This is a genomic window from Oceanospirillum sp. (genome assembly GCF_048265165.1).
Taxonomy (GTDB): Bacteria; Pseudomonadota; Gammaproteobacteria; order Pseudomonadales; family Halomonadaceae; genus Oceanospirillum.
The window spans coordinates 157,031-171,246 of the sequence record NZ_JBLXCD010000005.1; the positions used below are offsets into that span (position 1 = coordinate 157,031).

Annotated in this window: 10 protein-coding genes; 1 reads left to right on the plus strand and 9 read right to left on the minus strand. The window is 49.1% G+C overall.

Annotated features, from left to right (window positions below):
- Positions 1-41: 41 nt before the first annotated feature.
- The 7 genes from ACN0R8_RS11525 to ACN0R8_RS11555 all read right to left on the minus strand — a co-directional run bounded on the left by ACN0R8_RS11525 (position 42) and on the right by ACN0R8_RS11555 (position 9,533).
- Entirely contained in the window at positions 42-1,220 is a 1,179-nt protein-coding gene (locus ACN0R8_RS11525; RefSeq protein ID WP_417597549.1) for a 2-aminoethylphosphonate--pyruvate transaminase, read from the minus strand.
- Between the two features lie 128 nt (positions 1,221-1,348).
- On the minus strand, positions 1,349-3,082 hold the full coding sequence (locus tag ACN0R8_RS11530) for a putative 2-aminoethylphosphonate ABC transporter permease subunit (protein ID WP_417597551.1): 1,734 nt from the start codon (positions 3,080-3,082) through the stop codon (positions 1,349-1,351).
- Positions 3,079-4,275, minus strand: a complete 1,197-nt coding sequence (locus tag ACN0R8_RS11535; RefSeq protein ID WP_417597553.1) for a putative 2-aminoethylphosphonate ABC transporter ATP-binding protein — start codon at positions 4,273-4,275, stop codon at positions 3,079-3,081. The genes ACN0R8_RS11530 and ACN0R8_RS11535 overlap by 4 nt, the downstream gene beginning before the upstream one ends.
- 156 nt (positions 4,276-4,431) lie before the next feature.
- Positions 4,432-5,463 carry a putative 2-aminoethylphosphonate ABC transporter substrate-binding protein gene (locus ACN0R8_RS11540; RefSeq protein WP_417597556.1) on the minus strand — a complete coding sequence of 344 codons (1,032 nt, stop codon included), beginning with the start codon at positions 5,461-5,463 and terminating at the stop codon, positions 4,432-4,434.
- Between the two features lie 166 nt (positions 5,464-5,629).
- Positions 5,630-6,907: an NAD(P)/FAD-dependent oxidoreductase gene (locus tag ACN0R8_RS11545; protein ID WP_417597559.1), complete on the minus strand. Its 1,278-nt coding sequence runs from the start codon at positions 6,905-6,907 to the stop codon at positions 5,630-5,632.
- 199 nt (positions 6,908-7,106) lie between these two features.
- On the minus strand, positions 7,107-7,820 hold the full coding sequence (locus ACN0R8_RS11550; RefSeq protein ID WP_417597689.1) for a UTRA domain-containing protein: 714 nt from the start codon (positions 7,818-7,820) through the stop codon (positions 7,107-7,109).
- Positions 7,821-7,976: 156 nt separating this feature from the next.
- Positions 7,977-9,533, minus strand: coding sequence for a methyl-accepting chemotaxis protein (locus tag ACN0R8_RS11555; RefSeq protein WP_417597561.1), 1,557 nt, complete (start codon positions 9,531-9,533; stop codon positions 7,977-7,979).
- A gap of 258 nt (positions 9,534-9,791) precedes the next feature.
- Here ACN0R8_RS11555 and ACN0R8_RS11560 point away from each other — a divergent pair, with 258 nt between their 5' ends.
- Positions 9,792-10,277 carry an FKBP-type peptidyl-prolyl cis-trans isomerase gene (locus ACN0R8_RS11560; protein ID WP_417597563.1) on the plus strand — a complete coding sequence of 162 codons (486 nt, stop codon included), beginning with the start codon at positions 9,792-9,794 and terminating at the stop codon, positions 10,275-10,277.
- 114 nt (positions 10,278-10,391) lie between these two features.
- On the opposite strand, the gene pepN is transcribed toward ACN0R8_RS11560, so the two are convergent.
- Together pepN and ACN0R8_RS11570 are read right to left on the minus strand one after the other, a co-directional pair.
- The gene (gene pepN, locus ACN0R8_RS11565; protein WP_417597565.1) at positions 10,392-13,040 is read right to left on the minus strand and encodes an aminopeptidase N; all 2,649 of its coding nucleotides are present in this window, start codon (positions 13,038-13,040) and stop codon (positions 10,392-10,394) included.
- Positions 13,041-13,353: 313 nt separating this feature from the next.
- Positions 13,354-14,190 carry a DUF2797 domain-containing protein gene (locus ACN0R8_RS11570; RefSeq protein ID WP_417597568.1) on the minus strand — a complete coding sequence of 279 codons (837 nt, stop codon included), beginning with the start codon at positions 14,188-14,190 and terminating at the stop codon, positions 13,354-13,356.
- Between the last annotated feature and the right edge of the window lie 26 nt (positions 14,191-14,216).

Genomic DNA, 14,216 nt, shown 5'->3' on the forward strand with positions numbered 1-14,216 from the left:
TTGGCTGTGTCGCGTCTCTTAAAAGTTAATAAGGCGATTTATCAAACAGCCGTCACCGCATTCTCTTCCGGCAGTTCGGCGTAGCCGTTGTCGATCTGCATCTCTGCCAGAACCTCTTTAATCACCACCAGTACCTGATCAATCTGCTCGTCATACAACTGACCGATACAACCCAGGCGGAAGCTGTCCACCACGGTCAGTTTGCCGGGATAGATCACAAACCCCTTCGCTTTGATACGCTCGTAGAAGGTATTGAAGTCAAAGTTGTCATGCTGCGGCGACAGGAAGGTTACAATGATTGGTGACAACCATTTCTCATTCAGCAAAGTACGAAAACCCAGCGCCTTCATACCGGCTACCAGACGCTGCTGGTTACGGCTGTACCGGGCCAGACGGCCGGCAACCCCACCCTCTTCAGCGTGTTCTTTCATCGCTTGCAGGAACGCAGCCACCACATGGGTCGGCGGGGTGAAGCGCCACTGACCGGTTTTCTCCAGATAGGCCCACTGCTCATACAGATCCAGACTCAGGGAGTGCGCATTGCCTTTGCTCTGCTCCAGCGCAGAACGTCGAACCAGGCTGAAACCAAAACCCGGTACACCTTCAAAGCACTTATTGGCAGAAGAGATCAGGGCATCAAACGGCAGGTTTTTCGCATCCACCGGAATCGCACCGAAAGCACTCATGGAATCGATAATCAGGCGGCGCCCCAGACGGGCGACCACCTCAGCAATCTCAGGAATCGGGTTAAGAATGCCCGAGCTGGTTTCGCAATGAATCACCGCCACGTGGGTAATCTCCCCATCCGCTTTCAGAATGTTTTCCACTTCATCCCGCATCGGTGGCAGGTAATCGCCCTTATCCAGCGTGACGTAATCACGGCCCAGATAATCCAGTGTCTGGGCCAGACGTTTGCCGTAGGCACCGTTCATCAGTACCAAAACCTTACCCGTTTTCGGCACCAGGGTGCCCAGTGTTGCCTCAACAGCAAAAGTGCCACTACCCTGCATCGGCACGCAAACGTGACTGTCTTTGGCATTAGCCACATCCAGCAACTGATCACACAGTTGACGGGTCATCTGGCGGAAATCACCATCCCAAGAGCCCCAGTCCCGTAGCATCGCTGCTTTTACGGTATCCGTAGTTGTAATCGGCCCTGGGGTCAGCAGATAAGGAGGTTTATCAGTTACCTGCAAAGACAGGCTATTAAAATCAGACATACAGAACTCGCTCACTTTAAATCAATCTGGCATAGACCAGATTTAAAACTAAAAAATAGGGCAGTCTTCCCTCATCGCGCTATATATGCATCGCGGTAAAAGCTCAGACCACCCGCTTAAAACAGGTTTTATCGGTTGCGCCAGCCCTGAGTCAGCTCAAGAATCTGTTGTGACAGCAACCAGTGCAGTCCCTTCACCCCTAGACAGGTCAGCAGAATCAGTACGCCCATACCGGCAGCCGAGGCAGTATTACCCGCTTCATCCATATTCAGCACCGAAATTGAAGCCAACATGGTGTCACTGGAGTAGATAAAGACCACCGCCGAGACCGTAGTCATGGCGTTAACAAACAGATAGACCGAAATTTCCAATACAGCAGGCAAAGATACTGGCAAAGTAACCCGCCAGAAGGTGACGTAAAACGGAATTTTCAGGGATGCCGATACTGATTCAAACTCACCATCAATCTGCTTCAGCGCCGTTACCGAGGTAAGATGGCAGACGGTATAAAAGTGCACCACACTGTTCAGTACCAGAATCGCCATGGTCGCGTAGATAAAGTTAAGCGGGTTATCCGGCTGGTTAAAAAAGAAGATATACGCCAGACCCAGCACCATACCCGGTACCGCCATCGGGATCATCGCCATCAGATGCAGCAGGTTGCGCACTGTCTCAAAGGCACGCCCCTTCTCAACCAGATAAGCATTGAGAAACACAATACAGGTTCCGATAACAGCAACCGAGGCGGCCATCTCCAGTGAATTAAAGTAGTAATCCCAGCTGGAACCAACAGACTCAAAATCGTAGTGCTGCAGGCTTAATTCCATGTTGTAGGGCCAAAAGCTGACAAAAGAAGCATAGGCAGCCATACCGATCACCAGCAGAATGGCGGATACGACCAACAGGCATATCCCAAGGAAAATATTGTCTTTTACCGGATTTGGCTTCGGTACATAAGGCACCGCTCGGGCCGACAACATGGCGACCTGTTTTTTCTGTACCAGACGATCCGCAGTAAAAGAGAATACTGCTGGCAGCAACAGAATTACCGATACCACAGCTCCCATCTGGAAGTTCTGCTGGCCCACCACCTGCTTGTAAATATCTGTCGCCAGTACCTTAAAGTCGCCACCAATCACTTTCGGAACACCAAAATCGGTAATCACTAGAGTAAAGGCGACAAAACCGGCACTGATCAGGCCATATTTAGCCGAGGGTAAGGTCACAGTAAAAAAGGTTCGAACCGGTGAAGCTTTCATCACCTGAGCCGCCTCATACAGGCGGGCATCGGAATTAGACAGTGCGGTAATCATAATCATCAGTACGTGGGGAAATACCCAGAAACACATGCCCACGACGATACCTATCGGGCCGTAAACCGAAGCCCCCATAAGAATCTCTTTAAAAATCCCCTGATTACCCAATAAATAAATAAGACTAATAGCCGGTAACAACGAAGGCGCAAACAGCGGTAGCAGTGTCAGGGCACGCAGCGTTTTCTTACCCGGCATACAGGTTCGGGTCAGCCCGTAAGCAAACAGAAACGCCAGTGTCAGTACGACACCTGTGGAGATCAGCGCAATCTGCAAGGAGTTAAGTACCGACTGGAACAGTGCAGGGTTACTGATATAACTGGCAAAGTTAGCCAGCCCGACAAAATCACCTTCAGCATTCTGCAGGCTCTTAATCAGCATAGTGCCAAGGGGCAACACCAGAGCCACCAGCAGGAAAAACACTGCTAACAAAACAGCGCCCCGCTGAATATAATCCTGGCGGCTCAGGCGTACTTTATCGGCTTTAACCGTACCCAGCTCCTGAGCCCCTACGGAGACCTGAGGCCCGTCGGCTGCAACACCACTCATGCCGCAACCTCTTCAGTTTTACCGGAAAGAGAAGCACCAGTGGCTGCAGAGTTGTTATAGCGTTCAAAGACCTGCAGCTCATCCACAGGTACAGATACGCATACCTGATATCCCGGAGCACACAAGGTCAGATCGGTGTGCTGGCTGCTAACATCCACCTGAACACTCTGCTGAAATTCCGGCAGACTTACCTCAATACGTAAAAAATTCCCCATAAACTCGGTATGCAGTACCGTACCGCTGAAACCTTCATAATGACTGCTATCAAGATGCAACCCCACAGGTTTGATCGCAGCAACCTCAGGACGAAATGCCAGCCAGGCAGCATCCATTTGTTTTGATTTATAGCTTCTGGAGTTAATCAGACGGCTCTGAATTCTCACCTGCTGCTGATTAGCCGCTTTAACCGGCAACAAGTTCATAGTACCAACAAAGTTCGCTACGAAAGCGTTAACCGGACGATGGTAGACCTGCTCAGGTGTTCCGACTTGCTCAATAATACCGTGGTTCATCACCACGATACGATCAGCCATCGCCAAGGCCTCTTCCTGATCGTGTGTCACCATAATAGTCGTGATGCCCAGTTTACGTTGCAAACTACGAATCTCCTGGCGTAGATGCAGGCGCACCCGGGCATCCAGCGCAGACAGGGGTTCGTCAAGTAACAGCAAGCTTGGCTCAGTCGCCAGCGCACGAGCCAGAGCGATACGTTGCTGCTGACCTCCGGAAAGCTGAGCAGGATATTTATGAGCCATATCCGGCAGGCCGATAGTTTCCAGTAGCTCAGTTACTTTCTGCTCAACCTCCTTGCGGCCTTTTTTAAGGCTGCGCAGACCATAAGCAATATTCTGAGTAACGGTCAGATTCGGAAACAGGGCGTAGGACTGAAAAACAATACCGAAATCACGCTGCTCCGGTGGCAGGCGTGAGATGGTCTGCCCACCCTGTACAATCTCTCCTCGACTCTGGGGATCAAGACCAGCAATCGCCCGTAAAAGCGTGGTTTTACCACAACCGGAAGGCCCCAGAAAACAGACAAATTCGCCTTCCTCAACCTCCAGTGACACCTCTTTCAGGGCAGCAAAATTACCGTAGTGTTTCCAGAGTTTATTCACCTGAAGATAAGGAGTATGACTTCGCTTAACTGATGGGGTAAAAGCAGAAGTGGTCGGTTGTTGGGATTGCGCCATCATAAGCGTCTCCGGGTCGCGGTAATCTGTACAGCCTGATGCGTTTAGCTGCAGCATTAAATCGAATAAAAGTCAGTTTGATGAAAAAGTTATGACATCCAGCATCAGTCTCAGGGGAAAGTGTGTCAGTCAGATGACACACCCCCGAAGAAGATACTTTTACTTGGGATCACTCTTGCTGTCGTAACGACTCTGCCATTTGCTCAGAATCTGCTTACGATTGCTGGCAGACCATTCGAAATCATTATTCATCATCAGGCTCTCAGCATCCGCAGGGAAGTATGGAATCTGCTGAGCAACACCCGGATAAGCTACGACCGCAAAGCTCTTGTTATACAGCTTATTGGCTTCTTTACTGACGGCGAAATCCATCAGCTTCTGAGCGGCATCCAGCTTCTTAGTGCCTTTAACGATACTTGCAGCTTCCATATCCCAGCCCAGACCTTCCTGTGGGTAGATCACATCCAGTGGAGCACCTTTCTTCTTCAGGCTGGCACCTTTGTAAGCGAAAGAGATACCGATTGGAGCTTCACCGGCGGCAGCCAGTTTGCAGGGCTTGGAGCCAGAATGGGTGTAGCGGGCGATGTTCTTGTGCAGGCGGTCCATATAACCCCACCCCTTGTCCTCACCAAATAGCTGCAACCAAGAGGACACATCCAAAAAGCCGGTGCCGGATGATGCCGGGTTCGGCATAACCACATGGCCTTTATAGACAGGCTTGGTCAGATCCTCCCAACTGGAAGGCTTTGGCAGGCCCAGTTTTTCAGCCTCAATCGTGTTAAAGCACAGAGAGGCCATCCAGGCATCCATACCGACCCAAGAAGGCGTGGTCGCTTTATCACGGAACTTAGGTGACAACTTTTCCAGCCCCTTCGGTGCGTATGGCTCCAGCATGTCCTGCTCTTTCAGTACCAGCAGACTGGTTGCCGCCAAGCCCCAGATCACATCCGCCTGAGGATTGTTTTTCTCAGCCAGCAGCTTCGCGGTTACAATACCGGTGGAGTCCCGTACCCACTTGATACTGATGTCCGGGTACTGTGTATTGAACGCTTTGGCGTATGGCCGCAGTTGTTCTGTCTCCAGTGCCGTATAGACTTTAAGCTCAGTATTCGCCTGTGCGCTGCCGGCCATAAGAGCGACGGCTCCAGCCAGGCCCAGAGTGATCTTCTTTATCGGTTGAGTCAGATACATTGTTTTTTCCTTGAAGTTGCTTAAATCACTGATCAATTTTTCTTTAACTTGGTATATACCAGAAATTAACAACTCAATATTTCAATTCCATTAACGGCAGATGAAAGTTACAAAAAAAGTTTCAGGATGTCGTACTGGCCATATAGCAGCAGTGCTTCAGTCACGCTTATCCACTGCGCTTAGCCATACGGGCTAATGCACATCGACGCTGAAAATCGTCACTTAAAGGATCAACACTACCAAAGCGATTCAGCGCCAGAGGTTTAAGATCAGTAAAAAGAGGCTTGTCCAACGCTAACTCTGCGGCCAGTCGCCCAAGCCCACCAGACATACCGATACCGCCTCCGGAGCAGCCAGTCAGAGCTATAAAGCCTTCCATTATTCTTTTGCCTTTATCATCCGTCAGAAATCCTGCGAGCGGACTACCATCAGGGGTGTAACTGGAGATTCCCGAGATGTAATGCTCAACAGGCACACGGTCAATTTCGGGGAAAAAACCCGCCAGATCCTTATATCCGTCTTCCAGAGACTGCCAACCCTCCGGATCATGACCAAAGCAGAACCCGGACAGTTCATTAGGCAATTGCTCTGGACTCGTATAAACAGGCTGATAATCCCGCAAACCAAACAGCAAATGGCCCACCTCAGGACGGGCGTAGGCCCTGGCATCCGGAAGAATAACCATAGGTGAATCAGGTGGCACAGAGCTCAGCTTACCGGTAATCCAGTAATGGCTACGTACAGGGGCCATGGCAAGATCCACACCAACCTCATTCGCCAAAAGTGTTGACCATGGTCCCGCAGCATCAATCACAGTATCCGCATCAATTAACTGGCCATCTGCCAGCTTTACACCTGTCACACAGGCCGGATGAGCACTTGCGGGCTCAAATGCTATTTTTTCAACCCGTGTGTTCTGCAAAATACTCAACTCTGCACCAGACTGACGGGCGCATGCCGCAGCTCCCTGTCGATAAGCCATAGCCAACTGGTAGGGATCGATAAAGCCATCCTCAGGCATAAACAGGGCTCGTGCGCCACCTGGTAGAGAAAGCCAGGGTGACTTTTGCCTGACCTCTGCCATCGACAAATCATGGACCGGCAACTGCTGTTCAGCAGCAAGCATTGCCATCGCATCCAGCTGATCACTTGACTCACTACTGCAGGCGATGTGCAGACTACCTACTTTTTTATAAGGCAGAGGCTGATCCAACAAGGTATTCAGCTGAGCCATGGCCGCAAACGTCTCTCTCACTAAATCAGAGATAACAGGTTTGTGACGAGCACGGGTTAACAAAGCTGCAGCAGAACTGGTTGTCGCTGCAGCCAGTGTATTAGCCTCCAGCAGAGTCACTTTGCAGTGAGCCCGTTGACTGAGAGCAAAAGCCGCACTGCACCCCAGTATGCCGCCACCAATAATAAGAATATGACGTTTTTTCGGCACTTGATGCTCCTCCCCGGCTCCCTTGCAGACGATCTGATCTCAGGCGGCGTCCTGTGCACAGACTCATCAGACCAATATCTGGTATATACCAGATATTAAGCAATAAGTATGACAAATCAGTGACGAAAAAAAGACAGAGAAGGAGGCAATCGTTATGACAGGCAGAGTAGCTCAGAGAACACAAAAAATGACCGGATAATCAGTCCGGCATCACACTAACAACAACTTTTAGTGCATTATGCAGCCAGAACTCTTCATCTAGCTCCAGAAAATCCCCGCTCTGGTCACGGCAGATGCGCCGTATATAAAGGCCTGAGTTACCAGTATTAGCATCCAGTGCCTCAGCAATAGGCTGCTCTAGTGTTTGAGGATAAATCTCCAGGTGTCGCTCCACCGGCACCAGATCATATTCTGCCTTCAGAAGGCTCCACAACGAGCGGTCCAGAGAGTACTGCAAAACACCGGGGCAGTGTTTGGGGTTGAGAAATATTTTTTCAATGAGGCAAGGGCGATCATTGATGTATCGGCGGCGCAAAATTTCATAAACAGGGGTTCCACGGTCAAGCCCGACTTCATCGGCGATATGATCCGGCAGTTCTATCAGCTTTTTCTCCAAGGTCTGAGTCCGTGCGCTAAAGCCCTGATCTTCGACATAACGTACAAAGCCCATATCGCGGCTAGGATCATAGTTAATACGCGGCGGCGTCACAAACCAGCCCCGGCGGTTAGAACGGAAAATCACCCCTTCAGCCTCAAGCTGAGTCAGGGCCTGGCGCGCAGTAACCCGGGTTGTATTAAACTGCTCAGACAGCTGCCGCTCAGAAGGTAACTTCTCATTCTCGGCCCACTTCCCCGCAGCAATATCTGCTGCCAGATAATCCCGTATTCTCAAATACAAAGCCCGCTTTTCCACACTACGCAACTGATTTACCCTTAGAATATTAGTAAGTGACTGTTTAGCCAGAGAATTTTCATACAAAAGCATGTCAGAACTATTAAAGCCTTAAATTAATACGTGCTATTCTTTTCTCTGTATCCCATCTTTTTCTCTCTCTGGCAAGCAAGCTTCTTACCGGGTAATACTTTGCATAATCTGCCTGACACTACTGATCAGGTTATTTGAAGCTTCTTTGGTTCGGGCAGAGGATTCTGTCGCCCGCCCAGCAGCATCATTAACTAAATCCAGATTATTACGTATCTCATCGGAGGCAGAACTTTGCTGAGTTGCTGCTGCCGCAATAGTCTGGCTCATATCTGTTATTGATTCCATGGTCTGACTGATTGCATTGAGCGTTTCACCTGCCACCTGCGCCTGATCAACACAGTGGGTGGCACTTTCCCGGCTGACACTCATCACCCGAACAACCTCTTCCGTCTCTTTTTTCAGTCGCTCTAGAGAGTCATAGATCTCACCGGTAGAGCTTTGAGTCCGTTGCGCCAGGACACGGACTTCATCAGCAACCACTGCAAAACCACGACCCTGTTCACCTGCACGGGCCGCCTCTATAGCAGCATTAAGTGCTAACAGATTTGTCTGATCCGCAATATCTGTAATCACCGAAATGGCAGAAGCGATATCGTCGGTGGCCTGATGCAGCCCCTCAACCTTAACCGCAGCTTGTTGAATAGCCGAAGCCAATATATGGATAGACCGGGCTGTATCATTAACCATGCTACGCCCCTGATGCGCCATTCCTTTAGCCCGGTGTGTCTCATCTGAAGCAGAGTTAGCATTCTGAGCGACATCATCAATCGCACCGGAAAGCTGGCTGATCACGCTAGCGATCTGCTCTACTTCGGCAGCCTGACGGTCAATCGCTACCGCAGCATGATTTGCAATCTGTGTGGTCTCATCGCCAAGGGTGTACAACTCTTTGGCAGAATGTGTGATACGCGTGGTCATTGCATTAACATTAGCTTCACGCATAATCGCAGCCAGATACATCTGTCCTGCCTCAGCAGTACAGTTGGCATACATCTCTTTCAAAAGATCACTGTCGATATAACGCTGGGCCCGGTCATTAGCTTTTTTCAGTGGCGTCATCAACACGTTAAGCAATAAAAGACCAGAAGCACCAACGGCAACCGATATCCCCAGCGTTGCAGATACCGACAGATTAAACACCCAGCTCAGGCTACTGGGAATAAGCGCCGCTACAAACAGAAGTATGGGAACACCTGAGCTGAGGTTCACATCATAAAAACTAAAGCGCTTCCTGCCTTTAGCAACACGTGCATAGATATCTTCAGCTCGTTTCACCATTTTCTGTTTCGGTTTTGACCGCACAGACTGGTAGCCAGTGACTTGTCCATCATCAAAAATAGGTGTGACAAACGCATTAACCCAGTAATGGTCACCGTTTTTACAACGGTTTTTTACGATGCCCATCCAAGGCTTATTTTTCTGCAATGTAGCCCACATATCGGCAAATACGGCGGAAGGAACGTCCGGGTGACGGACCATATTGTGCGGTCGTCCCATCAACTCTTCACGGGTAAAACCGGAGATCTCAACAAAGGCATCATTTACGAAGGTGATCTGCCCTTTCAGGTCAGTTGTGGAAATCAGAGGTAAGTCATCGGGAAAACTCTTCTCAACCTGGGTGACAGGCAAGTTCTGTTTCATGGGGCAGCATCCTGTTGCTCTATTAAAGGTTGTCGTCTGAATGTGTCCTTGCAGCCGTTCAGAAAAACGCAATAAAAACTCACACTGGCAGCAAAATATTACATACAAATATTCGGCGCCACCAGAAAAACCATACATTCTACAAGGTTTAACAAACTCTTTAACCGGAAATTCCCTAACCGGGTTGCATACACGCCTACGAGGCATGTTATCCTGCCACATTAAACGCTAAATACAGTTAAAGCAAAGAGGCACCTCATGCAAATTCAGGACAACGCAGTTGTATCCATTCACTACACTCTGACTAACGAAGCTGGCGATACGATCGACTCTTCTGCTGGTGCAGAGCCACTGGCATACCTGCACGGTGCCGCTAACATTATTCCTGGTCTGGAAGATGCTCTGGTAGGTAAAACTGCCGGTGACAAACTGAACGTGACAGTTGCCCCTGCAGATGGCTACGGTGAACATATCGCTGAGCTGGTTCAGGAAGTTCCTGCTGAAATGTTCCAGGGCGTTGATGAAGTTCAGGTTGGTATGGAGTTCCATGCAGAATCCAATACCGGTCAGCCAATCGCAGTAACTGTGACTAAAGTTGAAGATGACAAAGTAACCATCGATGCTAACCACCCTCTGGCTGGCGTAACTCTGAGCTTTGACGTTGAAGTTGTTGAAGTCCGTGATGCATCTGCTGAAGAGCTGGAGCATGGTCACGTTCATGGTGCTGGTGATCACGAGCACTAATCAGCAATTCAACGCTGATAATTCATACTCCGATGCTGTATTCGTGAGTAATGAAACAAAAAACCCAAGCCAAAGGCTTGGGTTTTTTTATGACATCAGATCTCAATGCACCTTCTATGGCAGTGCTTTCTGAACCACTTCAAACAGATCTTTTGACAGGTCAGCGGCTGCAATACGCTGCAACTCCGCCTGCATCAACTGCTGACGTTTGCTGTCCATCTTCTGCCAACGGGTCAACGGGGTTATCAGTCGAGAAGCAATCTGCGGATTCATTCCATCCAGCTCCAGCACCACATCGGCCAGGAACTGATAACTTAAGCCATCAATACTGTGGAAATTAGCCCGGTTCTGATTACAGTAAACACTAATCAATGAACGCACTTTATTAGGATTTTTCAGGCTAAACGCCGGATGCTCCATCAAGGCTTTAACTCTCGCTAAAGCATCAGGGTGGGGCCGGCTTGCCTGCACCTGAAACCACTGATCCATCACTAATGCATCATCTTTCCACTGCTGTTCAAAGCTTTCCAGAGCCGCTTTCGCTTTCTCATCCTGCTTGGAGTGCACCAGAGCCATCAGTGCAGCATGCTGATCGGTCATATTATCTGCCGCGCTGAATTGCTGCCAACTGCGCTCTACGACCTCATCGGTTTCCAATGTCATCAGGTAAGACTGACAGATATTTTTCAGACGACGCTTGGCGATATCCTCTGCCAGCGGTCGATACTCTCCTGTCAGCTGATTTTCCGCAACAGCCTGTTCCAGCTCAGCATTCAAAGTCTCAGCCAGTGTTTTACGGGCAATATTACGACAGGCATGAATCGCATCCACCGGTACGATATCAAACTGTTCTGCCAGATAAGCTTCCCCAGGCAGAATCAGCATCTCTGCAAGAATCGCGGGGGCAAGGCCTGATTCGAATAAACCTTTGTAAGCCTCAGTCAGTGCAGAGTCAAGCCTAGGCATCTGGCCCGCTTCAAACTGAGTAACCATCGCTTTAAGAGCAGTAATAGCCAAACGCTGGCCGGCATCCCATCGGTTAAAGCCATCGGAGTCATGGCGCATCAGGTGCAGTAGTTGTGCCTGTGTATAACCGAAATCCAGCTTAACGGGAGCTGAAAAACCACGCAACAGAGAGGGGACAGGCTCTTCATCAATACCTTCAAAAACGAAAACCTGCTCAGCTTCACGCAGGTGCAGAACGCGATCAGTGTCTCCCTGTTCTCCAGATGCTTCTCCAGCACTCAGATTTAGCGGAAGGTCTTCACCAGCTGCATTCAACAGCCCCACTTTAACGGGAATATGCAGGGGCAGTTTCTCTGGCTGATCGTTCGTTACTGGCGTTTGCTGCTTAATCGTTAGTGTGTACTGCTGAGCCGCAGCATCATAGTGGCCGCTAACCGTAAGCTCCGGTGTGCCTGACTGGCTGTACCAGTTCATAAACTGGGTAAAGTCGATACCCGAAGCGTCCGCCATGGCTCCAATAAAGTCTTCCACGGTAACCGCTTGGCCATCGTGACGTTCAAAATAAAGATCAGACCCTTTGCGGAACAGATCCGGCCCTAATAGATTGGCAATCATCCGCACAATCTCAGAGCCTTTTTCGTAGATCGTCAGGGTATAAAAATTGGAAATTTCAATAAAATGATCCGGACGCACCGGGTGCGCCGTTGGTCCAGAGTCCTCAGCAAATTGCGCCGTACGCAACATCGCAACATCTTCAATACGCTTCACCGCCGCATCATTCATATCCGCCGAAAAGCACTGATCCCGGTAAACCGTAAAGCCCTCTTTCAGGGAGAGCTGGAACCAGTCGCGGCAGGTAACCCTATTACCGGACCAGTTATGGAAGTACTCGTGGGCAACAACGCCTTCAATACGCTGGAAGGCACCATCAGTGGCTGTATCCGGGCGCGCCAGCACACAGGAGGAATTAAAGATATTCAGACCTTTGTTTTCCATTGCCCCCATATTAAAGTCGTTAACCGCCACGATCATATAAATATCCAGATCGTATTCGCGACCATACACCTCTTCGTCCCATTTCATAGCCGCTTTTAACGATGCCATGGCATGATCACACTTGGTGATATTCTCCGGCTCTACCCAGATTTCCAGCGCCACCTCGCGGCCACTCATGGTAGTAAAGGTGTCGTTCACCACCTGCAGATCGCCAGCCACCAGAGCAAAGAGATAAGCAGGCTTATCAAATGGATCCTGCCAAATAACAAAGTGGCGATTGTTATCCAGTTCACCTTTTTCGATTGGATTACCATTGGAGAGCAGAACAGGGTATTCGGTTTTATCGGCGATCACTGTGGTGGTGAACGCTGCCATCACATCCGGGCGATCCGGGTAATAAGTAATCTTGCGGAAACCCTCAGCCTCACATTGTGTGCAGAACATCGTATTGGAACGATACAAGCCTTCCAGCGAGGTATTATTGGCAGGATCGATCTGAACATCGGTTTTCAACACAAACTGATCCGGCACATCAGGAATAATCAGTTGCTCCGCTGTGATCTGGTATTGGCTCTCCGACAAAGGCTGACCATCTATCTCAACGGAGATCAACTTAAGCTCATTACCATGTAACTCGAGCGGGAGTCCGGCATTCCGTTCTTGATTTCGGGTAAAAGTGATTGTACTGCGTACCCGTGTTTTATGGGGAGACAGGTCAAACTCCAGATTCACGGCCTGAACCAGAAAGGCCGGTGGCAAATAATCTTTAAGATAAATAATTTCGTTGTTTACTGAACTCATAAAACACCCGATAAGCAGATATAAATTATAAAATTACAACAGGGTACACCGCGTCAAAAAGTACTGCCTGAGACATCAGAGTGATCTCATTCGGAAACATCAACTTTACTTCAGATGAAGATACCTAACACCATTAACCAATCTATATCAGTTCTGATATCTGAATTGAGTTATCAGGTGAAGATAAAGCATGACGATTCGTTCCCTGCGAAATGGCGTAAGTTATTAAAAGCAATATACAGACTGGTGCAAACTGATTCATGATTCGGTTACTGCGCAATGACGTTTATCACTGCGTGTTACGTATTCTGAATCAGCCGTCCTCTGAGATCTCAAGATCCACGTGATAGGCACTAAACTTACGAATGTTGAGCACACCTGTATCCAGTATCAGGTATTGTCCTTTAATTCCCTGCAAGATACCTTCAACTTCAGGAGTCTTATCCAGATTAAGCGCCGTCACCTTTTCCGGATGTTGGACAACGGGGTAACTGAAAGTAAATGGCTTAGCATCCAACAAGGGATAGATAGCCTCCAGGCCAAACTCAGCCTGCAACGCCGAAATCTCATCTTTTGCCAGTTCTAATAAACGATCCCGCTCCGCCAATAAGTCAATTTCCGGACTTAGCCCCTTGAGCATATTTCGCCAATTCGTTCTGTCTGAAGCATGCTGACGGATCACATCTTCAACCAAACCTGATTGCTTGCGGGTCTTAACCCGAAAGATAGGCAGTGCCGCCAGAGCCCCCTGATCCATCCAGCGGGTTGGGATCTGGGTTTCACGGGTAATACCAACTTTTAAACCAGAGGAATTAGCCAAATAGACAATATGATCCTGAAAGCAGAATTTTTCGCCCCACTCAGGCTCCCGACAAGTACCGGCATCATAATGGCACTTTTCCGGGCTCATAATACAGGTATCACACTGTGCTAATTTCTTAAAACACGGATAACAGAAGCCTTGCGAATAGCTTTTTTTCGTTTTTCGGCCACAGTGGCTGCAGTTAATCGCACCATGAAAACTGAACTTCAGTTTTTGACCTATCAGGTCATTGAGCATAACCGCTGTATCACCCAGCTCCAGCCTATAGCTTACGGGCTGAGTATCCTGAGTGAACATTTTATGCAACTGACCGGAAACAAGCGTCATATAATCTCCTAAATTTTCCAGTAAGC

What these genes read in the sequence shown, in the direction of transcription:
- ACN0R8_RS11530 (WP_417597551.1), bottom strand. Translation starts at nt 3,082, where the DNA reads ATGAGTGGTGTTGCAGCCGACGGGCCTCAGGTCTCCGTAGGGGCTCAG.
- ACN0R8_RS11560 (WP_417597563.1), top strand. Translation starts at nt 9,792, where the DNA reads ATGCAAATTCAGGACAACGCAGTTGTATCCATTCACTACACTCTGACT.
- ACN0R8_RS11525 (WP_417597549.1), bottom strand. Translation starts at nt 1,220, where the DNA reads ATGTCTGATTTTAATAGCCTGTCTTTGCAGGTAACTGATAAACCTCCT.
- ACN0R8_RS11540 (WP_417597556.1), bottom strand. Translation starts at nt 5,463, where the DNA reads ATGTATCTGACTCAACCGATAAAGAAGATCACTCTGGGCCTGGCTGGA.
- ACN0R8_RS11570 (WP_417597568.1), bottom strand. Translation starts at nt 14,190, where the DNA reads ATGACGCTTGTTTCCGGTCAGTTGCATAAAATGTTCACTCAGGATACT.
- ACN0R8_RS11555 (WP_417597561.1), bottom strand. Translation starts at nt 9,533, where the DNA reads ATGAAACAGAACTTGCCTGTCACCCAGGTTGAGAAGAGTTTTCCCGAT.
- ACN0R8_RS11535 (WP_417597553.1), bottom strand. Translation starts at nt 4,275, where the DNA reads ATGATGGCGCAATCCCAACAACCGACCACTTCTGCTTTTACCCCATCA.
- pepN (WP_417597565.1), bottom strand. Translation starts at nt 13,040, where the DNA reads ATGAGTTCAGTAAACAACGAAATTATTTATCTTAAAGATTATTTGCCA.